Source organism: Ruegeria sp. L12 (assembly GCF_056531745.1).
This window is the reverse complement of sequence record NZ_JBQFMH010000012.1, coordinates 31,457-54,720: the sequence shown is the minus strand read 5'-3', so window position 1 is coordinate 54,720 and position 23,264 is coordinate 31,457. Positions and strand designations below refer to the sequence as shown.

At 60.4% G+C, this 23,264-nt stretch carries 19 protein-coding genes; 9 read left to right on the top strand and 10 right to left on the bottom strand.

Features of this window, described 5'->3' with window-relative positions; translation table 11 throughout:
* Nucleotide 1: 1 nt before the first annotated feature.
* From ACR0K9_RS17390 to ACR0K9_RS17380, 3 genes are read right to left on the bottom strand one after another with little or no spacing between them, the layout of a single operon-like run.
* Complete coding sequence (locus ACR0K9_RS17390) at nucleotides 2-379, bottom strand: carboxymuconolactone decarboxylase family protein (protein WP_480470619.1); 378 nt, start codon at nucleotides 377-379, stop codon at nucleotides 2-4.
* Between the two features lie 12 nt (nucleotides 380-391).
* On the bottom strand, nucleotides 392-1,480 hold the full coding sequence (locus ACR0K9_RS17385) for an aromatic ring-hydroxylating oxygenase subunit alpha (protein WP_480825092.1): 1,089 nt from the start codon (nucleotides 1,478-1,480) through the stop codon (nucleotides 392-394).
* Nucleotides 1,477-2,364 (bottom strand): MurR/RpiR family transcriptional regulator, encoded by an 888-nt coding sequence (locus ACR0K9_RS17380; protein ID WP_480825090.1) that lies wholly within the window; start codon nucleotides 2,362-2,364, stop codon nucleotides 1,477-1,479. Before ACR0K9_RS17380 ends, ACR0K9_RS17385 begins: the two co-directional genes overlap by 4 nt.
* A gap of 65 nt (nucleotides 2,365-2,429) precedes the next feature.
* Between ACR0K9_RS17380 and ACR0K9_RS17375 the strand changes: the two genes are divergently transcribed.
* From ACR0K9_RS17375 to ACR0K9_RS17345, 7 genes are all read left to right on the top strand, one after another.
* Complete coding sequence (locus tag ACR0K9_RS17375; protein WP_480825088.1) at nucleotides 2,430-4,883, top strand: FAD-dependent oxidoreductase; 2,454 nt, start codon at nucleotides 2,430-2,432, stop codon at nucleotides 4,881-4,883.
* Nucleotides 4,880-5,962, top strand: coding sequence for an alcohol dehydrogenase family protein (locus tag ACR0K9_RS17370; protein WP_480825086.1), 1,083 nt, complete (start codon nucleotides 4,880-4,882; stop codon nucleotides 5,960-5,962). Before ACR0K9_RS17375 ends, ACR0K9_RS17370 begins: the two co-directional genes overlap by 4 nt.
* Nucleotides 5,959-6,537 carry a dimethylsulfonioproprionate lyase family protein gene (locus tag ACR0K9_RS17365; protein ID WP_480825084.1) on the top strand — a complete coding sequence of 193 codons (579 nt, stop codon included), beginning with the start codon at nucleotides 5,959-5,961 and terminating at the stop codon, nucleotides 6,535-6,537. Before ACR0K9_RS17370 ends, ACR0K9_RS17365 begins: the two co-directional genes overlap by 4 nt.
* Nucleotides 6,534-7,640 (top strand): mandelate racemase/muconate lactonizing enzyme family protein, encoded by a 1,107-nt coding sequence (locus ACR0K9_RS17360; protein WP_480825082.1) that lies wholly within the window; start codon nucleotides 6,534-6,536, stop codon nucleotides 7,638-7,640. Before ACR0K9_RS17365 ends, ACR0K9_RS17360 begins: the two co-directional genes overlap by 4 nt.
* The gene (locus ACR0K9_RS17355) at nucleotides 7,637-8,752 is read left to right on the top strand and encodes a mandelate racemase/muconate lactonizing enzyme family protein (RefSeq protein ID WP_480825080.1); all 1,116 of its coding nucleotides are present in this window, start codon (nucleotides 7,637-7,639) and stop codon (nucleotides 8,750-8,752) included. Before ACR0K9_RS17360 ends, ACR0K9_RS17355 begins: the two co-directional genes overlap by 4 nt.
* 109 nt (nucleotides 8,753-8,861) lie before the next feature.
* Nucleotides 8,862-9,965: a mandelate racemase/muconate lactonizing enzyme family protein gene (locus ACR0K9_RS17350; RefSeq protein WP_480825078.1), complete on the top strand. Its 1,104-nt coding sequence runs from the start codon at nucleotides 8,862-8,864 to the stop codon at nucleotides 9,963-9,965.
* A gap of 3 nt (nucleotides 9,966-9,968) precedes the next feature.
* On the top strand, nucleotides 9,969-11,246 hold the full coding sequence (locus ACR0K9_RS17345) for an aspartate aminotransferase family protein (protein WP_480825076.1): 1,278 nt from the start codon (nucleotides 9,969-9,971) through the stop codon (nucleotides 11,244-11,246).
* Here the strand turns inward: ACR0K9_RS17345 and ACR0K9_RS17340 are convergent.
* The 5 genes from ACR0K9_RS17340 to ACR0K9_RS17320 form a co-directional block, all read right to left on the bottom strand.
* A complete protein-coding gene (locus ACR0K9_RS17340; RefSeq protein WP_480825074.1) occupies nucleotides 11,243-12,325 on the bottom strand; it encodes an ABC transporter ATP-binding protein in 1,083 nt (360 codons plus the stop codon). The genes ACR0K9_RS17345 and ACR0K9_RS17340 overlap by 4 nt on opposite strands.
* Nucleotides 12,326-12,328: 3 nt before the next feature.
* Complete coding sequence (locus ACR0K9_RS17335; protein ID WP_480825072.1) at nucleotides 12,329-13,984, bottom strand: alpha-glucosidase; 1,656 nt, start codon at nucleotides 13,982-13,984, stop codon at nucleotides 12,329-12,331.
* A 9-nt stretch (nucleotides 13,985-13,993) separates the two neighbouring features.
* Nucleotides 13,994-15,142, bottom strand: coding sequence for a carbohydrate ABC transporter permease (locus tag ACR0K9_RS17330; RefSeq protein WP_480825070.1), 1,149 nt, complete (start codon nucleotides 15,140-15,142; stop codon nucleotides 13,994-13,996).
* Between the two features lie 9 nt (nucleotides 15,143-15,151).
* Nucleotides 15,152-16,159: a carbohydrate ABC transporter permease gene (locus tag ACR0K9_RS17325; protein ID WP_480825068.1), complete on the bottom strand. Its 1,008-nt coding sequence runs from the start codon at nucleotides 16,157-16,159 to the stop codon at nucleotides 15,152-15,154.
* Nucleotides 16,160-16,223: 64 nt separating this feature from the next.
* Nucleotides 16,224-17,492 carry an ABC transporter substrate-binding protein gene (locus ACR0K9_RS17320; protein WP_480825066.1) on the bottom strand — a complete coding sequence of 423 codons (1,269 nt, stop codon included), beginning with the start codon at nucleotides 17,490-17,492 and terminating at the stop codon, nucleotides 16,224-16,226.
* A gap of 216 nt (nucleotides 17,493-17,708) precedes the next feature.
* On the opposite strand from ACR0K9_RS17320, the gene ACR0K9_RS17315 reads away from it, so the two are divergent.
* The gene (locus ACR0K9_RS17315; RefSeq protein ID WP_480825064.1) at nucleotides 17,709-18,740 is read left to right on the top strand and encodes a LacI family DNA-binding transcriptional regulator; all 1,032 of its coding nucleotides are present in this window, start codon (nucleotides 17,709-17,711) and stop codon (nucleotides 18,738-18,740) included.
* 1 nt (nucleotide 18,741) lies between these two features.
* Nucleotides 18,742-20,052: a GH1 family beta-glucosidase gene (locus ACR0K9_RS17310; protein ID WP_480825062.1), complete on the top strand. Its 1,311-nt coding sequence runs from the start codon at nucleotides 18,742-18,744 to the stop codon at nucleotides 20,050-20,052.
* Between the two features lie 35 nt (nucleotides 20,053-20,087).
* Here ACR0K9_RS17310 and ACR0K9_RS17305 read toward each other — a convergent pair whose 3' ends face one another.
* Both ACR0K9_RS17305 and ACR0K9_RS17300 read right to left on the bottom strand, forming a co-directional pair.
* A complete protein-coding gene (locus ACR0K9_RS17305) occupies nucleotides 20,088-21,458 on the bottom strand; it encodes an HlyD family type I secretion periplasmic adaptor subunit (RefSeq protein WP_480825060.1) in 1,371 nt (456 codons plus the stop codon).
* A complete protein-coding gene (locus ACR0K9_RS17300) occupies nucleotides 21,455-23,203 on the bottom strand; it encodes a type I secretion system permease/ATPase (protein WP_480825058.1) in 1,749 nt (582 codons plus the stop codon). Before ACR0K9_RS17300 ends, ACR0K9_RS17305 begins: the two co-directional genes overlap by 4 nt.
* Between the last annotated feature and the right edge of the window lie 61 nt (nucleotides 23,204-23,264).

The window sequence follows — 23,264 nt, the reverse complement described above, 5'->3', positions numbered from 1 at the left end:
CTTAGCCCTCGATCACCTTACGGGCCACGCGGAAGCATTCCAGCGCCTGTGGCACGCCGCAATAGATGCCGATAACATGGATGATGGCGCGGATTTCCTCGGTCGTGACACCGTTGTTGATCGCGCCCCGGCAATGGATTTCCCATTCATGCATTTTGCCCAGCGCGCCAATCATCGACAGGTTCATCATGGACCGCGTCTTGGCATCGATCACATCGTCACCCCAGCCGAACCCCCAGCACCAGGCGGTCATCGCCTCCTGAAACGGGCGGGTGAAATCGTCGGCCGCGGCCAGGTTCTTTTCGACATATTCCGCGCCCAGCGTCGCCTTGCGCTGTTCCAGACCTTTCAGAAACAGGTCTTCGTCAAATGTGCTCATCACTTGGTCCTTTTACTGAGGCTGCCCGTCAACCGCTTCGCGCATCCATTTCTGAAGGTGCATGACGGGATGCTCTGAATTCACCCCGCCCTTAGGGTCAATCACCAGAGGGCCCGGACGATATCCGCGCGAATGCAGACCGCGCTGCACGGATTCGACCAGCCGGATATCTTCTTCCACCGTGGTGGCCCGATCCTGCGCTGCCAGTTGCCGTATCTTAGGGTCATCCACGCCGCCCACCGAATACCAGCCCCGCCAGACCACCACGTGATCGGCATCCACGGCGCGCCAGTGATAGGTGTTCAGCACATTCCCCGGATAAACCTGAAACGAGAACATCGGCCAGAGGAACCAACTGGAATACTCATCGAAATGCCTAAAGCCCGACTGAATGTCGTAAGTCATGTTCTCAAGGCTCTGGCATTCCGTCGTATGACGCAGGCACATACCCTGAGGTTGGATGTCGTAGGTTTCCGGCCTGACCACACCGTTCGCAAAGGTCGGATGGTTGAGCGAGCAGTGGTAGCATTCCGAGTAGTTCTCGACCGAGACCTTCCAGTTGCACAGTTCCGGTATCTCGACCCATTCCAGCGGTTTCAGGTCACTCCAGTTTGGCACCCATTCTTCAAGCTCGGCGCGGGCATTCGGGAACCATTCGTCCATTGGTGCCGCGTCTGGGTCGAGGTTGACGAAGACAAAGCCCAGAAACTCTTCGCTGCGCACTTCGTTCAGGCAGACGGAGGATTTGTCGAACCCTTCAACCGCCTTGAGATTTGGCCCGGCCCGCAACTCTCCGGTCAGTTCGTAGGTCCAGGCGTGGTAGGGGCAGACGACGACACGCGTGGTGCCCGTACCCTCGACCAGTTGGTGCGCGCGGTGCTGGCAGACGTTGTAGAACACGCGGATCTTGTCATCACGACCCCGGATGGCGAACAGGTCCTGTCCGGCGACATCAAACGCGACATATGCGCCCGGCTCTGCCAGTTCAGAGGCGTGGCAGCCAAACTGCCATGTACGCGCCAGCAACCCTTCGGTTTCCAACCGAAATATGGCGGGGTCGGTATAGTACCGGGCTGCAAGGGATTGGATGGGGGCTGTCACGAGTCCTCCGCGTGGTAAAGGCCAAGCTGATGGCGGCGTTTGTGAAAGGTCTCGACCCGTTCGACGATCTCGTCGCTGGCAACGGCGATCACGAAGGACAGCAGCGTTTCCAGCAAGGCAACCGTACTGACCGAGGACGGGAAGAATTGCGGCGTATCTGCCGAGATGACAAAGCCATGGTCAGCGGTGCGCAGGATCGGACTGGCCGGGCTGTCAGACAGACCCACGACTGTCAGCCCCTGCTCGCGCGCGACCTGTACCGCCTCGACCACCTCATTGCGGTAAGGTTTGCAGGTCATGGCGATCAGCACATCGCGTTTGTCCGCCCAGGCCAGATCGTCGATCGGGTTTGACCCAGCGCGCGGGATGGCATGGAACTGCACCATCCCGGTCGATGCCAGATAGACAAAGTTTCGCGCGTTCGAGTTGTTCACCCCAACACCCAAAACGAACACATTGCGCGAATTCCAGATATCCTCGGCCGCGGCCTTCAACTGCTCGGAGGAGATATTGGCGAAGGTTTCTTCCAGATTGCGCAGGGCGTCCTGAACCATGTCGGCGTAAAGCCCGCCCATGTTGCCGGATTTGCGAATATCCTGCAGCCAGCGGGCACGGTCGGGGAAATCGGCCTGCCCACGCCGGATCGCCTCGCGGAAGGGCACACGGAAGTCCTCATACCCTTCAAACCCCACCTGCCGCGCCATGCGGACGATGGTGTTGGGTTTCACATTCGCGGCCTCGGCGATTTCGCGCACAGTCGAAACCCCCACGTCGCGCGGATTTTCCAGCACATAAGTTGCGGCTTTGCGCGCCTCGGGTGTCAGCTCGGACAGTTCATCCGCCAATCGTTCGAGAATCGCATTTGATACATTTGTCCCATTCATGATTGACGATGGTACTTTTGTTTGCTTACGGTGTCGAGACAAAATCGACTCAGAGGATTGATCCGATGGCATCTGATTTCCCGACCCACGCACGCGTGGTTATTGTGGGTGGCGGAGTGATGGGCGTGGGCCTTGCCTACCACCTTGGGCACGAGGGCTGGGGTGCAGATACCGTGCTGCTGGAAAAGGCCGAACTGACCAGCGGTAGCACCTGGCATGCGGCGGGGCAGATCACCCATTCGACCTCTAGCTTTGGCCTGGGCAAATGCGTCGATTACAATATTGGTCTGTATTCCGGTGCTTTAGAAGCCGAGACCGGGCAGGCCGTGACATGGCATGGCTGCGGCTCATTCCGGCTGGCCTATACTAAGGATGAGATGGACTGGCTGCGCCATACCCTGTCCGTGGGTCGCTCGCTGGGCTTCAATATCGAGCTTGTCGGCCCGGATCGCGTGGCCGAGTTGCATCCGTTCTATAATCTGGATGGTGTGTTGGGCGCGTTGCACACGCCTGATGATGGTCATGTGGACCCAACCAATGTGACCATGGCGATGGCTGCAGGCGCGCGTCAAAAAGGTGTCCGGATCATCCGGCAGTGTCAGGCGACAAACATCACGCAGTCCGAGACCGGCGAATGGGTGGTCGAGACGCCGAAAGGCACGATCACCTGCGAGCATGTGGTCAACGCGGGCGGCACCTATGCCCGGCAGATGGGCGAATGGTCGGGCCTGCAACTGCCGATGACGTCGATGACGCACCATTACTTCGTCACCGAACCAGTGCCGGAATTCGAGGCTCTGGACAAAGAACTGCCTGTGATCCGCGACGACAAAAAGGTGTCGGGCTATATCCGAATGGAGCAAAAGCGTGGCCTGATGGGGATTTACGAGAAAGAAAACCCCAATTCCGTCTGGCACGATCATTGCCCGTGGGATTACGAGAACTGGCTGTTCGATGCGGATTATGATCGGGTGATGCCGTGGCTTGAGGAAAGCCTGAACCGTATGCCGATCTTTGCGGAGCTGGGCATTCAGCGAGAGGTACATGGCGCTATCAGCCATCCGCCCGATGGCAACCCGCTGATCGGACCTGCGCCGGGCGCGCGGAATTACTGGTGCTGCTGCGGCACGCAGATCGGGATCGGCTGGGGGCCGGGCCTGACGCGCGAGCTGGCCCGCTGGATGGTGCACGGGGCCGCCGATATCTCGATGCGTGACTATGACCCGCGCCGGTTTGGCAGCTATGCCACGAAGGACTGGCAAGTCATCAAGGCCGAGGAAGACTATTGTCTGCGCCACGAAATCCCCTTCCCGCATTTCAACCGGCTGGCGGGTCGCCCGATCAAACCGTCGCCTCTGTATGAAGTACTGAAATCAAAGGGCGCGGTGCATGAAGAGGTCTATGGTTTTGAACGCCCGCGCTGGTTCGCACGCGATGGGGTGACGCAGCAGGATCACTATTCCTTCCGCCGGACTGCTGAGGACGACATGGTCGCGGCTGAGGTCAAAGCCGTGCGCGACCGGGTCGGCATCATGGATGTCACCGCCTTCACCAAGGTCGAGGTTTCGGGCCCGGGCGCCTATGCCCTGCTGGATCGGCTGACCGCGAACCGGATGCCGCAGAAAGATGGTTCGATCACTCTGACACATATGCTCAACCGCCGGGGCCGGATTGAACTGGAAACAACCATCGTCCGCATGGCGCAGGACCGTTACTATCTTGTTTGTGCAGCGTTTTTCGAACAACGCCTGCTGGATCATCTGGCGCAACAGCGCGACGGTGAAAATGTCACGATCACCGCGCTTTCGGCTGATTGGTCGGCGCTGTCCCTGAACGGACCAAGGTCGCGCGATGTACTGAGCGCTTGCACAGATGCTGACCTCAGCAATGCCGGTTTTCGCTGGCTGTCGGCGCAGCAGATTGGAATCGCAGGCCATGAGGTCTGGGCTTTCCGGATGTCCTATGCCGGTGAGCTTGGCTGGGAACTGCACATGCCCAACGCCGCCTGTCTGGACGTTTACAACGCGCTCTGGGCCACCGGTGAGCCACACGGCATCGCCGACTACGGCAGCTTCGCGATGAATGTCATGCGGATGGAGAAAGCTTTCAAAGGGGCCGGAGAACTGACCAACGAGGTTACGCTGGCCGAAGCTGATGTGCTGCGCTTTTCCCGCACCGACAAGGACTACTTAGGTAAGGAAAAGACCCTGAACACCGATTTGCCGTGGATCTGCGCCTATCTTGAGATCGAACCGGATGGCGAGGTCGACGGGCATGGTGGAGAGGCCGTGTTGCTGGACGGGCGCGTTGTCGGTTCGACCGCATCCGTGGCCTATGGGCATACGGTGGGTAAGATTCTGGCCTTTGCCTATATCAAACCCGAAGCCGCTGTTGCGGGCACCGAACTGCAGGTCATCATCCATGGCGCGCCCCGTGCCGCACGCGTCCTGTCCGAACCTGCTTACGATCCACAAAGCCTGCTGCCCCGCACAGATGCCGCGCTGGAGCCCGCCCAATGACCCCGCCCACAACAATGCAGGCGATGGTAACCATGGGGCATGGCGATCTGGATCAGATGGTCTGGCACGAAGACTGGCCCTGCCCTTCGCCCATCTCAGGCGAAGTGCTGATCCGGGTCGGAGCCTGCGGGTTGAACAACACGGACGTGAACACACGCTCGGGCTGGTATTCAAAAACCGTAAGCGATGCCACGACTGGCGGCGCTTACGATGAGGTCGGCGCCGAGGACCCGACATGGGGTGGTGCGCCTTTGGTTTTCCCACGCATTCAGGGCGCCGATGTGTGCGGCGAGATCGTCGCTGTGGGCGAAGGTGTAGACCCGCGTCGGATCGGCGAAAGGGTGATCACCGATTGCTGGCTGCGCGATCCGGCGGAACCCTTGAACAAGAACAAGACCGGCTATTTCGGCTCGGAACGGGATGGCGGATTTGCGCAATACACGACAATCCCCGCGCGAAACGCCATCGCGATCCAATCCCCTCTGTCGGATGCAGAGTTGGCGACATTCTCCTGCTCTTACTCAACCGCCGAAGGGATGCTGACCCGTGCAAATGTCTCGGAAAATGACACCGTTCTGGTGCCCGGCGCATCGGGGGGCGTCGGCGGCGCTCTGCTACAACTGGCCAAACGACGCGGTGCGCGGGTGATCGCCATGGCGTACGAGGCCAAGCACGCCGACGTCGCAATTCTCGGTCCCGACCGCATCCTGCCCCGCGCCCCGGACGACCTGCGCGCCGCGTTGGGCGACGAAAAAATCGCCGTCGTTGCCGATGTGGTGGGCGGGCCATATTGGTCCACGCTCATCGACATTCTGGAACGTGGCGGGCGCTATACCTGCGCGGGCGCTATTGCGGGTCCGATTGTCGAGTTTGACCTGCGCACTTTCTATTTGCGCGACCTGACCTTTACCGGTTCGACCGTGATCCCCCCGGAAGTGATGCAAAACCTCGTGCGCTATATTGAGGCAAGCGAGGTGAAACCTGCACTTGCCGCGACGTATCCCCTAAGCGAGTTGCACGCGGCGCAGTCTGCTTTCATCGCCAAGAAACACACCGGCAATATCGTGGTGATCCCATGACACTGGACGATGTATTGGACGCCGCCCGTCAACTGCATCAGGCACATCCTGATCTGGCCGGGTTCGCCGACTGGCCCACCGATCTGGTATCAACGGACACGTCACCTTCGCCGGTCCCGGCGGCCCGGCTGGTGCGCGATTTCGATCTTCCCGGATCCGACGCCACACATCGCTTGGTCAAAACCATCACGGCCACTGCTGAACTGGCGAACTGGAAACTGACCTATACCGAGGAAGAGGTCGGCGCGGATTTCCTCGCGCGTTATGGGTATTACGAGTTGTTCGGGCCTACCGGACATTTCCGCTCGACTCAATTGCGCGGGTATGTCGCCTACTGGGGCAAGGGTCTGAACTATGACTGGCATAGCCATCAGGCCGAGGAACTCTATGTGACCCTCGCAGGTGGCGCGCAATTCCGGATCGAAGGTAACGAGGCTTATGTCGGTCCCGGTCAGACCCGGCTGCACCAAAGCTGGCAAAGTCATGCGATGACAACGATCGATCAACCCATCCTGACCTTTGTACTATGGCGCGGCGCAGGTCTGAACGCCCTGCCGCAGATGGATTCTCCATGAAGATCAACCGCGTCCGCATCTACCAGATCGGGTTGCCCTATGTAGGCGGCGCTTATGCCTGGGGGGCGGGCAATGCGATCGAAACGGCCATCGCCTCGGTCGTGGTCATCGACACCGATGCGGGTCTGCAAGGCTGTGGCGAATTCACGCCCTGCGGCGAGAATTATATGGTCGCCCATTCCGAGGGCGTTCCCGCACTGGCCAGGCTGGTCGCACCCGGGTTGCTGGGCGAAGACCCGCGGCAGGTCGCACGGATCGAACAATTGATTGATCATCTTGTGCAGGGCCACGGCTATGCCAAGGCTCCGTTTGATGCGGCCTGCTGGGACATTTTGGGTCAAGCCTGCGATCAGCCGGTGTGGATGCTGTTGGGGGGTAAATTGACCGATGGCGCGCCGATGTACCGGGTCGCGCCACAGAAAGCGACGGGCCAGACCATCGCCGAAATGAACGCCTATCGGAATCAGGGGTTTCGCCAGTTCCAAATCAAGGTCGGTGGCGATTGGGCCACAGATATCGACCGGATACGGGCCACCGTGCCATTGCTGAACGCCGGAGAAAAGGCGATGGCCGACGCCAATCAGGGCTGGCGGGTCGACAATGCGATCCGGGTGGCCCGCGCGACCAGGGACCTGGATTTCATCCTCGAACAACCCTGCCGAACCTATGAGGAATGTCAGCAGGTGCGCCGCGTCGCGGAACAGCCGATGAAACTGGATGAATGCCTGACCGGTATGCACATGGCCCAACGGATCGTTGCGGATCGCGGGGCCGAAATCTGCTGCCTGAAAATCTCTAATCTTGGCGGGATCAGCAAGGCGCGGCGGGTGCGCGATTATCTGATCGAAAACCGCATCCCGGTGGTCAGCGAGGATACATGGGGCGGTGAGATTGCAACCGCCGTCGTGGCTCATTTCGCAGCGTCGACGCCGCCCGAGTACCTGCAAAACACCACGGACTTGATGAATTACAACACACGTTCGACAGGGATTGGCGGGGCCGTCGCGCGGAACGGTAAATTGTTTGCGCCAGATACTCCCGGCATGGGTGTCGTTCCTGACTTTGAAAGCCTCGGCGAACCGGTGGCAGAGTACAGCTTATGAAGATCACATCCATCACCGTGTATCAGATCGACCTGCCGCTGGCGCGTCCATATTGGCTGTCTGCGGGGCGGCTGAAATTCGAAACGCTGGATGCAACGCTGGTGAAACTCGAAACCGATGCCGGGTTGACCGGATGGGGCGAAGGCACGCCCTGGGGGCACACCTATGTCCCGGCCCACGGTCCCGGCATTCGGGCCGGGATCGAGACCATGGCGCCGTTTGTACTGGGCCTCGATCCGCGCCGGGTGCTGGATGTGGAACGGGTGATGGATCTGGCCCTGCCCGGACATCTCTATGCCAAAAGCCCGATTGACATGGCCTGCTGGGACATTGCCGGTCAGGCGGCTGGACTGCCGATTGCCGACCTGATGGGTGGCGGTTCCCGTACCCCGCGCCGTATCGCCTCATCTGTGGGGGCAAAAACGGTCGAAGACACCCGCGCCGAGATCGACCGTTATCGCCAACGCGGCTACATCGCCCATTCTGTCAAGATCGGTGGCGATGTGGCACGTGATATTGCTCGCATCCGAGACGTCGAAAGCCTGCGCACCCCCGATGACATCATTCTTTATGACGTCAATCGCGGCTGGACCCGGCAGCAGGCGCTGCGGGTGATGAGCGCGGTCGAAGACCTCAACGTGATGATCGAACAACCCTGCGAAACGCTGGACGATATCGCAGCGATTTCCGGCAAACACGCCTCGCCCGTCTCGGTAGACGAAAGCCTCGTCACCCTGCAGGACGCCACCCGCATTGCCCACGAAGGCATCGCCGAGATCTTCGGCATCAAACTCAACCGCGTCGGTGGACTGACCAAAGCCGCCCGAGTGCGGGACGTCGCATTAGCGCATGGGATCGACATGTTCATCATGGCCACAGGTGGCACGGTGCTGGCCGATGCCGAGGCCCTGCATCTGGCCGCAACATTACCGGATGCCAATTGCCTTGCGGTCTGGACCTGTCAGGACATGATCACCGTAGACATCGCTGGCGGGCGCGGCCCCCGCAACACAAACGGCCACCTGCACCTGCCGGAAACACCCGGCCTCGGCGTCCACCCCGACGAGGACACCCTCGGCCCACCAATCGCAACCTACAAGGCCCCGCGATGATCCGCCCCTTCATCTGGCCAAAAATATCCCGGAGAGTGAATTGGCCGCAGGCTAAGAGAGGGGCTGGCCCCTCTCACCACACCACACTCAAACCCAAAGGACGGGTTGCATGAAGATCACCAAGATATCCCTCTGGTCCATCGACCTGACCAGCCACGAGACCTATTACATGGCCGATGGCAAAACCTGCGCGACAGTCGAAACCCATGTGCTGTGCATTGAAACGGATACCGGCCTGAAAGGCTGGGGCGAGGTCTGCCCGATCCCGCACTACCTGCCGGCCTTTGCCAAAGGCGTGCCAAGCGCAGTGGCCGAGATGGGTCCCGAGGTTCTCGGTATGTCGCCATTTGGGGTGGATGCCCCGATGCGCAAACTGGATGGGTTCCTTCAGGGGCACGCCCATGCCAAGTCGATTGTCGATATCGCCCTGTGGGACCTGTTTGGCAAGGCGACGGGTCAGCCGGTTCATGCCCTTCTGGGCGGGCGGACGCGCAAGGACATGCCGCTTTATCACTCGATCACCTGTGTCGCGCCAGACGAGATGGTGCGGATCGCCCAAGCCGCCTATCAGACCGGCATCCGGCAGTTTCAGGTCAAGCTGGGGGTCGAAGGTGACTGGCAGGCCGACGCGGAGCGGCTGATCAAGGTACGCGAGGCGGTAGGCCCAGGCCCGCTGGTCTATGGCGATTGGAACTGTGGCGCATCCCGCCTGCAGGCCACCCGCACCGGACGTGCCGTCGCGCATCTGGATGTCATGCTGGAACAGCCCTGCAAGACGCTGGAGGATTGCGCCGCCGTCCGTCAGGCCACCGGCTTGCCAATGAAAATCGACGAAAACGCACATGATCTGGCCTCGTTGATGCGTGCGTCGGAACTGGGCTGTATGGATGCCGTGGCGCTGAAACTGTCCAAGTTCGGCGGCCTGTCGGCGATGCGCCGCGCCCGTGATCTGACAGTTCATCTGGGGGCCGAGATTTGCGCCGAATGCACCTGGGGTTCCGATATTGTGACCGCCGCCTCATTGCATTTTGCCGCCTCCACGCCGCATGGTTCGCTGATGAACACCTGCGATCTGTCCTCTTACGTCTCTCCACGCCTCTGCCCGGATGCACCGATACGTGCGGACGGTCGGATCGCGCCACCCGATGGTCCGGGGTTGGGCGTGACGCCTGACCTGGACCTCCTTGGAACTCCGATTTTGGAAATGGCCTGACACATGTTGAAGACGCACACTCAATCTGAATGGATCGCCCGCGCGCAAGAGGTTCTGCCTGCCGGGGGGTTTGGCAATTTCGATCCCGGCATCCTCATTGCTCGCGGTGAAGGCAGTCGGGTCTGGGACGAGGACGGCAAGGAATATGTCGACTATCTGATCGGCTCCGGCCCAATGCTGCTGGGCCACGGCCACCCCGAGGTGATGGACGCTGTGCTGGAGCAATTGCCTAAGGGCATGACCTTTTTTGCCAACAATAGCAAAGGCGTGGAACTGGCCGAAGCCATCGTGAACGCGGTGCCCTGCTGCGAACAGGTGCGCTTTGTCGCTTCGGGCGGCGAGGCGGATATGTACGCGATCCGTCTGGCGCGCGCCTATACCGGCAAGGACAAAATCCTGAAATTCGAGGGCGGCTATCACGGCATGAGCGCCGAGGCACAGATGAGCCTTGCGCCCGCCAAACGCGTCAATTTCCCCCAAGCCGTGCCCGACAGCGCCGGTATCCCGCAGGGCGTTGCCGATCAAATGCTGATCGCGCCATTCAACGACCTCGAAGCGGTGGCGGCACTGCTGGGTGAACATGACGACGTGGCCGCGATCATCGCGGAGCCGTTGCAGCGGATCGTCCCGCCCGCGCCCGGCTATCTGCAAGGGCTGCGCGATCTCTGCGACAAGCACAATGTCCTGCTGATCTTTGACGAGATCGTCACCGGGTTCCGGCTGGCCTATGGCGGTGCGCAGGAACGTTACGGCGTGACGCCGGATATCTGCACGCTGGGCAAGATCATCGGCGGCGGCTTTCCTCTGGCTGCATTGGGCGCCAGCGCCGAGATCATGCAGCATTTCGACAAGGACAAAGTCGGTGCCGACAATTGGCTGATGCAACTGGGCACGCTGTCCGGCAATCCCGTCGCCTCAGCCGCAGGTCTGAAAACGATGGAGATTCTGGCCCGCGACGGCGCTTATGACCGGCTGCGCGACACCGGGCGCAAGCTGCAGGCGATGCAGTCCGACGCTTTGACCAAAGCCGGAGTCCCGCATCGGATCTGCGGCGACGAAACGCTGTTCGATATCTATTTCACGGATCAGGCCTGCCGCGACTATCGCAGCGCCGCGCATGACGATCCCGGTCGAAATGCGCGCTACAATGCGGTTCTGCGTGACAGGGGCGTGTTCAAGGCACCCGGGAAGCTCTATCCCTCGCTCGCGGTGACGCAGGCGGATCTGGACCTGACCGAGGAAGCGGTGCACGCGGCTGTTGCGGCGATCACCTCGGGCTAACGACGCATCGACTGTCCATCGTGGAACAGATGCACCTTCTCGGGGGCGGCCGTGACCGAAACGCTTTGCCCGCGCAGATTGCGCTGCACCCCCGGCAGCTTGGCAATCACGGCCTCCCGACCTTCGGGGGCCGCGAAATAGAGCAATGTGACCTCGCCCAGGGCCTCAGTGAAATCCACCACACCTGAATAGATGGCGCTGCCCTCTGTCATCACCAGATCCTCGGGCCGCACACCGATATTGACCTTTTTGCCTTCATCCGCAGCCTCCGTCGGGATCGAGGAAACCGCGACACCGCCGTCATCCAGCGCAACAGTCGTGGATTCTCCGGTCGCGGTGATCGTGCCCGGCAGCAGGTTCATTGCGGGTGAGCCGATGAATTGCGCAACGAATTCATTGTCGGGCGTCTCGTAAAGCTCCAGCGGCGTTCCGACCTGCGCGATTCCCTTGTTGGCCAAAACCACGATACGACTGGCCAGTGTCATCGCTTCGACCTGATCATGGGTGACGTAGATCATCGTGCTGTCTGGCATCGCTTCTTTCAGACGGGCAATCTCGATCCGCGTCGCCACGCGCAGGGCGGCGTCAAGGTTCGAGAGCGGCTCGTCGAACAGGTACACTTTCGGGTCGCGAACGATGGCCCGGCCAATGGCTACCCGCTGGCGCTGCCCGCCGGACAGTGCCTTGGGCAGACGATCCAGCAGCGGTTCAAGCTGCAGAATCTGCGCGGCACGCTCTACGGCGGCATCAACCTCGGCGCCGGGCATCTTGGCGATCTTGAGCGCGAAGGCCATGTTTTCGCGCACCGTCATATGCGGATAAAGCGCATAGGACTGGAATACCATCGCGATGCCCCGCTGCGCTGGTGGAACATCGTTCACCACCTGCCCTTCGATCTCGAGCGTGCCACCGGTGATCTTTTCAAGGCCGGCGATCATCCGCAACAATGTGGATTTGCCGCAGCCCGACGGGCCGACAAAGACGATCAGTTCGCCCTGCTCGATATCAAGATCGATATGTTTCAGGACATCAATCGTGCCATAGGATTTGGCCACATCCGTGAGCTTGAGTTCCGACATGGTTTACCTCTTTTCCCGAGCCAACAGACAGAATTGCGCGGCGTTCAGCGTAACCGTGCCTGCGCCTTGAACGCTGCCCACCTCTTCCCCAATCAGATGCCAATCACCTTTGGGCAAGGGCACTTCGGCAGGTTCCGGCCCCAGATTGAAGGCACAGAATACCTGCTCGGTCTCATCCTCGCGAATGAAAGTCAGAGCCGATCCGATCTGTGACATTCCGATCTGCGCACCTGACATCAGCGCCGAATGCGCGTGACGCAGCGCGATTGCGTGGCGGTAATAGTGCAGCATCGACTGCGGGTCCTGCTCCATCCGGTCGACGGCGCGTTCGGCTTGGGCAGAGCTGACCGGCAGCCAGGGGCGGCTTGTGCTGAACCCGGATTGTTCGTCCTGCGCCGCCCAGACCATGGGGGTCCGACACCCGTCCCGGCCCTTGAATTCCGGCCAGAATTCAATGCCATAAGGGTCCTGCAAATCCTCGAACGCGACATCGGCCTCGGGCAGGCCCAACTCTTCGCCCTGATACAGACAGGCAGACCCGCGCAGGCACATCAACAGAACGGCGTGCTGACGGATGGCAGAGTCATTCAGTCCCCAACGCGAGGTGTGACGCTGCACGTCATGGTTCGAGAACGCCCAGCAAGGCCACGCATCACCGGCCCTGTCCGCCAGTTGGTCAAAGACCTGTTTTGTATATGTCGCCGTCAACGTCCGTTTTTCTAGGAAATCAAAGGCATAGCACATATGCATCCGCTTATCGCCGCTGGTGTATGCGCCCATGATCTCGAGCCCGCGCTGCGCATCGCCGACCTCACCCAGACAGGCGCGGCCTTCGTATTCATCGGTCAGCGCGCGCAGACGTTCGAGGAAGGCGATATTTTCGGGCTGGCTTTTGGAATAGAGGTGATCCTGATGGTTATAGGGGTTCACCATCGGCGCGATGGTGGCGTTGCGCTGATCCAACGGAAGGCCCGGATTGTCGCGCAATTGTGCGTCGTGGAAATAGAAGTTGATCGTGTCCAGACGGAACCCGTCGACCCCCATGTCCAGCCAGAAGCGGGCCACATCCAGCACCGCATCCTGAACGTCCGGGTTATGGAAGTTCAAATCCGGCTGCGAGGTCAGAAAGTTGTGCAGGTAATACTGCAACCGCCGCGCATCCCACTGCCAGGCCGAACCGCCAAAGATCGCCAGCCAGTTATTCGGCGACGTGCCGTCCGGTTTCGGATCGGCCCAGACATACCAGTCGGATTTCGGATTATCCCGGCTGGTGCGGCTTTCCTTGAACCACGCATGCTGGTCCGAGGTATGAGACAGCACGAGGTCGATCATAACCCTCAGCCCAAGGCCGTGCGCCTGATCCAGCAGCTCTTTGAAATCGGCCATGGTGCCGAACATCGGATCGACATCGCGGTAATCGCTGACATCATACCCGAAATCCTTCATCGGAGACTTGAAGAACGGCGAAACCCAGACTGCATCAACGCCAAGCGAGGCGATGTATTCCAGCCGCCGGGTAATCCCCTTCAGGTCTCCGATCCCATCGCCGTTGCTGTCCTGAAAGCTGCGCGGATAGACCTGATAGATCACGCCGCCCCGCCACCAATCCGGCGTCGCTTTGGTTGCTTTGGAAAGTGTCGCGTTGTTCTGCACGTTCATCACACGCCCTTATTTGACAGACCCGGCCAGCAAACCGCGGACCAGATATTTTTGCATTGCAAAGAAGACCACCAGCGGGACCGCAATCGATACGAACGCCGCCGTGGCCAGAATTTCCCAGTTGCCGCCGCGCGTGCCCAACAACTCGACGATGCGGTTGGTCATCACCGTGGTCTGGCCGGTCGCATCGATCAGGAACACCTTGGCGACCAGCAGATCGTTCCATGTCCACAGGAACTGGAAGATTGCGAACGAGGCCAAGGCCGGAAAGCTGAGCGGCAGGATTAGTTTGGTGAAAATCTGGAACTCTGTCGCTCCATCGACCCGCGCATTCTCGATCAGGTCGCGGGGCAGCCCGGCCATGTAGTTGCGCAGCAGATAGATCGCCAGCGGCATCCCAAATCCGGTATGCGCAAGCCACACGCCCAGATATCCCTTGGGGATGCCGATGCTCAGGTGAAGTTTCAGCAGCGGGATCAGCGCCAGTTGCAACGGCACAACCAACAGGCCAACCACCGCTGCGATTAACAGGGCACGACCCGGGAAATCCATCCAGGCCAGCGCATAGGCCGCAAAGGCGGCGACAAGGATCGGGATGATCGTTGCCGGGATCGTCACCGTGAGTGTGTTGAAAAAAGCCTTGCCCATGCTGTCGGTGCTGTCTTCGGCCAGCAGCACCTTATGATAGTTCTGCAATGTGAATTCAGGCGGCAACTCGGCGGTCACAAAGACGCGCACGCCGCGACTGCCCGAAAATTCCTCGGTGTTCTCCATCCGGTAATTGCCATCGGCATCAACCGTGATCGTCCCACCCTTGCGCAACTCGGCCACCTCACCCGGCTTGAACGCGTCGATGGCACGAGAACTGACGCCCCAATTCGAGATTTTGGCCGTCACGTCGGCATCAAACAGATTGCCCTCAATCACATAGAGCCCGTTTTCAAGCACCTGCGTCTCGGGCGGGGCGCTGCGCAGGGTCAGGTTCTGCTCGGACGGAAACAGCGAGCGCCACCAGCCGCTGGTCGCAATCTGATCCGCCGTTCGGAAGGACGAGATCAGCAGACCCAGCGTCGGAAACACCCACAGCACCACCAGAAGCACGACCGAGGCATGGACCACCCATCTGAGGGCCGGTTTGGTTCCTGCAATATCGTTCATGCCAGCCCCCTACTTCATCTCTTGGCGCGCATTGCGCACGTTCCAGATCAGGATCGGTGTCACCAGCAACATGATCACCATGGCCGAGGCCGACCCGACACCCCAGTCATTGGCGCGGAACAGCTTGTCGAACATGTAGTTGGCCAGCACCTGCGTTTCCCATTGCCCGTTGGTCATGGCAAAGACGATGTCGAAGACTTTGAGAACGGTGATCGTGATCGTCGTCCACACCACGAGGATTGTGGTCTTGATCTGCGGCACCTTGATCTTGAAGAAAATCTGGAACGGGTTGGCGCCGTCCAGAATGGCGGCCTCGATGGTTTCCTCGGGGATACCGCGCAAGGCAGCAGAGAGGATGACCATGGCAAACCCGGTCTGAATCCAGACCAGCACGATCATCAGGAAAAAGCTGTTCCAGAACGGGATCGTCAGCCAGGTCTGCGGCTCGGTGCCGCCGAAGAAAATATAAAGCGCGTTCAGAATGCCGATCTGGTCCTGCTCGGCAGGCCTTGTGTCATAGACCAGTTTCCAGATCACCGAGGCCCCGACAAACGAGATCGCCATCGGCATGAAGATCAGCGCCTTGGCCACGTTGCCCCAACGGATACGGTCGGTCAGTTGCGCCACCAGCAGCCCGAACGCGGTCGACATCGCCGGAACCACGATCAGCCAGAGCATGTTGTTGCGCATGGCCTCCCAGAATTTCGGCTCGGCCGCCATCTGGCGATAATTCTCAAGACCGACCCATTCGTAGCCGCCCCCGGGAATGCGATCGGTCAGCGACAGGCGCAGCGTTTCAAACACCGGATAAGCTAGATACAGGCCCAGCGCGAGCATCGCGGGAAACAGGAACAGCCAGGGCCGGATCATGTTGGCGCGGTTGATATTGCGCCCCGCATTCGGGCCGCGCGCCGGGAACAGAACCTTGTCCAGAAACTGGTTCGACAGATAGAAATAGCCCACACAGCCCGACACGCCGATGGCGATGGTCAGCAGGCCTTGAAGTGCCGGATGCATGACGCTCTCCGTTGTGAAGGGGAATGGACGGCCCGGCGTACGGGCCGTCCGGTCTCAGACGCGCTTAGTCCAGCGCATCCCAGGAGGATTGGATTTCGTCGGCCACGTCCTGAGCGGACTTGCCGCCGGTGTAATCAACCATGCCGGTCCAGAAGGTCCCGGCCCCTACGCCACCCGGCATCAGGTCGGACCCGTCAAACCGGAAGGTGGTCGCGCCCAGAAGGATGTCGTTCATCTTCTTCAGCGTCGGGTCCGAGAACAATGAGGTATCGACGCCTTTGTGGGGTGTCAGGAAACCGGTCAGCTGCATCCAGATTTCGTGCGCCTCGGGGGTTTGCAGGTATGCAATCAAATCATGCGCGGCAGGGCTGTCGTTGGTAATCGCCCACAGCGTGCCGGCCCCCAGTACCGGGCTGCCCAGATCCTTGCCTTCATAAGCTGGGAAGTAGAAGAAATCGGCGTCCTCACCCACAATAGTGCCTTCGGGGAAGAAGGCGGGGATGAATGATGCCTGACGGTGCAGGTAACATTGCGGCGGTGAACTGAACATGCCCTTGGGGCTGTCGCGGAAATCAGTGGTCGCTACCGCACCTGCGCCACCTGCAACATAGTCGTCATTGCGCGCGAAGGCTCCGAACTCTTCGATGGCTTCGACCACCTTGGGATCATTGAACTTCATCTCGTTCGCGACCCAGGCGTCGTAATCTTCGGGCGATTGGGTGCGCAGCATCATATCTTCGACCCAATCCGTCGCGGGCCAGCCGGTCGCGCCGCCGGAGCCCAGACCGATACACCAGGGCGTCTCTCCGTCCGCGACGATCTGATCGGTCAGCGCTTTGAGCTCCTCCATCGTGGTCGGCACTTCATAGCCCGCATCCTCGAAATTCTCGGGCACGTACCAGACCAGCGACTTCACATCGACCTTGTAGAAGAAGCCATACAGATGGTCCTGACCGTCTGCGCCCGGATAGGTTCCCAGATCGACCCAGGACTGACCGGCGGCATAGTTGTCACGAATCCAATCGCCGGTGCCGTCGCTCAACGGGGTCAGAAAACCCGACTTAGCCATGTCCGCCGCAAGGCCCGGCTGTGGGAAGACCGCCACATTCGGCGCTGAACCGGCCTCGGCATCGATTCTGATCTGCTGTTCGAAACTGTCCGATCCGACATAGGCATATTCATGCCCGGTCGCGGCGGCAAAGCCATCCAGTACCGCCTCGACGTTTTCCTGGTCCGGCCCCAGCCATGGCCCAAACACGGTGACCTTGTCGGCCTGTGCCGCGCCCGCCATCAGGGCGAACGTGGCCGCGCCTGCGTAAAGCGAGTGTTTCATCAATTCTCCTCCCAAATCTCCCAGCGCCACTTTGGACTCATTTTTCAAAGCGCTTTGAATGACGATGTTTATGCGCTAACATTCAAATTGAGTCAACATCCTGCAACCCGAACCCCAATAATATAATATTCTTTCGGATATTCTCAAAACAACTTGACGGAGGCAGAAAATCGAAACATTAAAAAACTGTCCAAATTTGAAGGCGCTTTGAAAAGCATGAACCTTAAGAAACTCTCGGAAATACTTGGTCTTTCTCAAACAACCGTCAGCCGGGCGCTGAACGGGTATCCGGAGGTGAACGAGAGCACGCGCATCCGGGTTCAGGCCGCCGCAGATGAGCATGGATATCGCCCCAACAGCCGCGCCAAGGGGCTGGCGACGGGACGCTCCATGGTGATCGGTCATGTGATTCCCACCTCATCGCGGCACGAGATGGTGAATCCGATCTTCGGGGATTTTGTTGCCGGTGCAGCCCGAAAATACGCCGAGAACAATTATGACATGATGTTCACCCACGCGACCGACACTTCGATCGAGGCGTCCTATCGCAGCCTGTTCAACCGCGGCGCCGTGGACGGCGTCGTGCTGCAGGGTCCCAAGGTGCATGAGCCACGGATTTCCGTGCTGTCCCGGATGGGGGTGCCGTTCATCGTGCATGGCCGTTCGACCGGGGCCGACATGCCGTATGATTGGATCGACGTGAACAACCAACGCTCTTTCGAGCGTGCAACGCGGTTTCTGATCGATCTGGGCCATCACCGGATCGCGCTGATCAATGGTCTTGAGGAGATGGACTTTGCCCAGCGCCGTCGAAACGGCTATTTGGCAGCGCTTGCCGGGGCCGGGGTCACCCCCGATCCGGCCTTGCTGCGCAGCGCCGAAATGACCGAGATTTACGGCCACCAAACCGCCTGTGAAATGCTGCAACTTGCCGACCCGCCCACCGCCATTCTGGCCTCTTCCATCATCTCGGCAGTCGGTGTCCGGCGCGCATTGGAAGACAACGGGTTGAAGATGGGCCGCGATATCTCGGTCATCGCGCATGACGACGAACTGTCCTACATGCGCAACGGGCAGGACGTGCCGATTTTCACCGCAACACGCTCATCCGTCAGACATGCCGGAGAGCTGGCTGCTGAAATGCTGATCGAACGGATCAACGCACCCAATGATCCACCAAAAACACGCTTGTTAGAGGCTGAGCTGGTTGTCGGCAACTCGACCGGGCCGGCACCGCGAAGGTCTTGATATGAAACATAAACGCTCAGATTTCCCGCAAGATTTCATGTTTGGCGTAGCAACGTCGTCCTATCAGATCGAGGGGCACGCACAGGGGGGAGCCGGGGCGACCCACTGGGACAGTTTTGCCGCCACGCCAGGCAATGTGGCAAACGCGGAGAACGGGGATCTGGCCTGCGATCACTACAACCGGTTCGAGCAGGATTTCGACCTGATCCGGGAGGCCGGATTTGATTGCTACCGGTTTTCCACCAGTTGGGCGCGGGTTCTGCCCGAAGGGCGCGGTCCGGTGAACCAAGAGGGGCTGGATTTTTACGACCGCCTCGCCGATGCGCTGTTGGAACGCGGCATCAAGCCCTGCGCCACGCTCTATCACTGGGAACTGCCCTCGCCGCTGGCCGATCTGGGCGGCTGGCGCAATCGCGATATCGCGGGTTGGTTCGCCGATTTCACGCAGGTCCTCATGGGGCGCATTGGCGACCGGATGCACAGTGTCGCGCCCATAAACGAGCCGTGGTGCGTCAGCTGGCTCAGCCATTTCGAGGGGCACCATGCCCCCGGTCTGCGCGATATCCGCGCCACCGCTCGTGCAATGCATCACGTGTTGTTGGCGCATGGCCATGCGATCCAGACCATGCGCGGCCTCGGCATGTCCAATCTGGGCGCCGTGTTCAATCTGGAATGGGCCGATCCCGCCGACAACAGCACCGGGGCACAGGCCGCCGCGACGCTTTATGACGGGATCTACAACCGCTTCTTTCTGGGCGGCGTTTTCAACAAAGCCTACCCCAAGGAAGTTCTGGAAGGCCTCGAACGCCATCTGCCCGAAGGCTGGCAGGACGATTTCGAAACAATTGGCACGCCCGTCGATTGGTGCGGCCTGAACTATTACACCCGCAAGCTGATCGCGCCCGCCGACAGCCCATGGCCTTCGTTGCAAGAGGTGCCCGGCCCGCTGCCCAAAACGCAGATGGGGTGGGAGATCGACCCTGCCGCCCTCTCGCGCTTTCTGATCCGAACCGCAAAGGACCATACCGGCGACCTGCCGATCTATGTCACCGAAAACGGCATGGCGAGTGCAGAGCGGCAACAGGATCAGGACCGGATCAACTATCTTGACCTGCATCTGGCCGAGGTTCGAAAGACGCAGGACCACGGGGTTCCGGTCAAAGGATATTTCGTCTGGTCGCTGCTCGACAATTACGAATGGTCATTTGGGTATGACAAGCGTTTCGGGCTGGTTGATGTGGATTTCGAAACGCTGGAGCGAAAACCCAAAGACTCGTACTACGCCCTGCAAAAGGCGTTAGTACGCGGTTAAGAAGGCCGCCGGCAGGGTTGTCGGCGGCTTTGGGATTATTCGATGAAGGTTCGCGCCAGACGTTCCCGCAGCGGTTGCGCCAGATAGCTGAGCGCGGTGCGTTCGCCGGTGTTCACAAACAGGTCCGCAGGCATCCCCGGAACAAGTTCCAGCGACGCCACCTGTTCGGGCTGCGCCGCATCCAGCTTGATCTGCGCCAGATAATAGGGCTGCCCGGTGCGATCATCCTCGAGACTGTCAGCCGAGATATCGGTGATCCTGCCGGTCGCCTCGGGCACTTCGCCCTGATCAAAGGCCGACAGGCGCACGCGGGTTGACTGACCGACAAACAGCTTCTCAATATCGGCGGTGTTCACCCGCGCCTCGACGATCAGGGGCTGATCGGCCGGGACGATGTCCAGAATGGGCTCGCCGGGGCGGACAACGCCGCCCGAGGTAAAGACCGTCAGGCCCACCACCCGCCCGCTGACCGGAGCCGTGACCGCAACGCGCTTGCGGCGCTCTGTGGCCCCTACATATTGAGGTACAAGCGTGGCCAACTGCGCTTCGACCTGTGCCAATTCGGTCGAGACCGCCTCGGCGCGCTGGGTTTGTTGGCCGATGCTGGTCAGTTGCAGCTCGCTGATCTGGTTGCGCGCCTGCGCCTCTTGCGTGGTGAGCGAGGCTTCGACTCCGATCAAGCGTTCAACCTCAACCCGGCGGCTGTTGACGCGGTTGGCCGCGACCAACCCTTTGTCCTGCAAGGTCTCCAGATTGCCAAGTTCTTCGCGGGTGATGTCCATTTGGCGGTCATTGGCCTGACGCTGAGCCTGCAGCCCCACGATCTGATCGCGCAGATTGGCGATCTGCTGATCCAGCAGATTCCGCTCGGCAGTGCGGGTGCGGATTTCGGCATCGAACAGCAGTTTCTGGGTCAGGAAGGCGTCATCCCAGTCGCGGCTGTCCATAGCGACGCGCATCATATCGGCGACGTCTGCACGCTCAAACCGGCCCGCAGCACGGATTTGCGCGATCAGACGGGCGCGGCGCACGCTCAGTTCACCCAACTGGCTTTTGATCACGTCCAGATTGACGTCCAGATCGGTGCTGTCGAGCTCAACCAGCATCTGCCCTGCTTGGACCACATCGCCATCGGTGACCAGAATCCGACGCACGATGCCGCCGTCCAGATGTTCAACCGTCTTGCGATTGCCTTCGACCACAAAAGAGGCCGGGGCGACCACCGCACCGTCGAGTTTCGAGGCAGCGGCCCAATAAACCGAGCCCCCGACAAAACCGGCCACGATCAGCAGGCCGAGGATCACGAAGCCCCTGATACCCGCACCGGGAAGCCTTTGCTCGGCGCGGTTATAGTCTTCCAGCCGCAAAAGGCCTTGCTCGGGTGCGTAGTAAATTGCGGGAGTCATTGGGTTGCTCCTTGCTGAATGGCTGGCTGCGCCTGACGCGCGACGATCTGAGGGTGATCCTGCGACGGCAGGCCGGTTTGCTGGCGTGGGCGCAGAATATCGTCCTTGTCGCCAAAGCCGGTCTGCGATCCCTTGCTCAGCGTCAGGACCTTGTTCACCGCCTGCAAGGTGCTGGGACGGTGGGTCATGACGAATGTGATGGCGCCCCGTGCGCTGGCGGCGCTGATGGCGTTGCGCAGGGCAAGCTCGCCTTGCGCGTCCAGATCCGAGTTTGGCTCATCCAGCACCAGAAGGAACGGATCGCCATACAGTGCGCGCGCCAGGGCAATGCGCTGACGCTGACCGCCGGACAGGTGGAACCCGTTGCCCAGTTGCGTGTCATAGCCATCGGGCAGATTGCCGATCAGGCCATGCACGTCGGCGGCCACGGCGGCCTCGAACACCTTGGCATCGTCGACCGAGGTCGAAAACCGCGCAATGTTTTCGCGGATCGTGCCGTCGAACAGCTGCACATCCTGCGGCATGTACCCGATCATCTGACCCAGTTCCTGCGGGTCCCACTTTGCCATCGGCGTCCCGTCCAGCCGGATCGCGCCGCGCTGAGGGGTCCAGATGCCCGCCAACATCCGCGCCAATGTGCTCTTGCCCGAGCCACTGTGGCCGATCACGGCCATCACGTCCCCCGCCGATAGGGCGAACTCGATACCCCCGATGGTGGCGTTGCGGGCCAATGGCGGCCCGGCCTGAGAAATCATAGCATTCACCGAGAGTTGCGGGCGCGGCAATGCCAGCCGTTTGGGCTTTGCGGGAAAGGCTTCGTCAAGGGTTCGCAGGTTCTTGTAGGAACCACGTGCCGCCAGAAGGCCGCGCCACTGGCCGATCAGCTGATCGATAGGGGCCAGGGCACGCGCCAGAACGATGGTCGCGGCGATCATCACACCCGCCGTGGCCTGTCCGGTGATGGCCAGCGCCGCACCCAGCCCCAACATGCCCGACTGCAGCGCCATGCGGATTGTTTTGGACAAAACAGAAAAGCTGGCGATCCGGTCAGATACGCGGGTCTTCAACCCGTGCGCCTCGTGTTGCAGAGCTGTCCAGCGACGGGCGAGATCACCATTCATCCCCATCGCATGGACAAGCTCTGCATTTTGCTCACTTGTGGTGAACAAAGCGTCGGACCTGCCGCGCGCGCGGGATGCGTCCTGCATGACGCCAGCGGCGCGCGCGTTGTTGATCAGGGCCAGAATTGTAAGGATCAGCGCCCCGGCAAGGCCCAGCGCGCCCAGGTAGGGGTGCAACATGTAAAGCACCGCCAGATAGATCGGAATCCACGGTGCATCGAAAAACGCGATCAACGTGGCCCCCGAGATGAAATCGCGCAGTCCGGCGATATCCGCGGCCGGGTTGTCTGCGGCCGTGGAATTGCCCTGCAGACGGCGGCGGATCGAGGCCTGCAGCAGCGGCGCACCGATCTTCAGTTCGAACCGGGCCCCCAGCCGGTTCAGGATGCGCATCCGCATCAGATCCAACAGGCCAGTGACGATGAATACACCGCCCAGCAGCAGGGTCAGGGCGATCAGGGTATCCATGTTCTGGCTGGTCAGCACACGGTCATAGACCTGCAGCATGTAAAGCGGACCGGCGAGCATGAGAAGATTGAGGACAAGGCTGAAAAAGCCGATGGCGATAAAGCCGCCCCGCAGCGAGGCCCAGGCTGTTTTGATGGAAGATTTTTTCTGAAACATGACGGTGATCTCTTTTCAGGATGGAAGGGTGGCGACTTGCGGCGCCACCCCATTGGGTCAG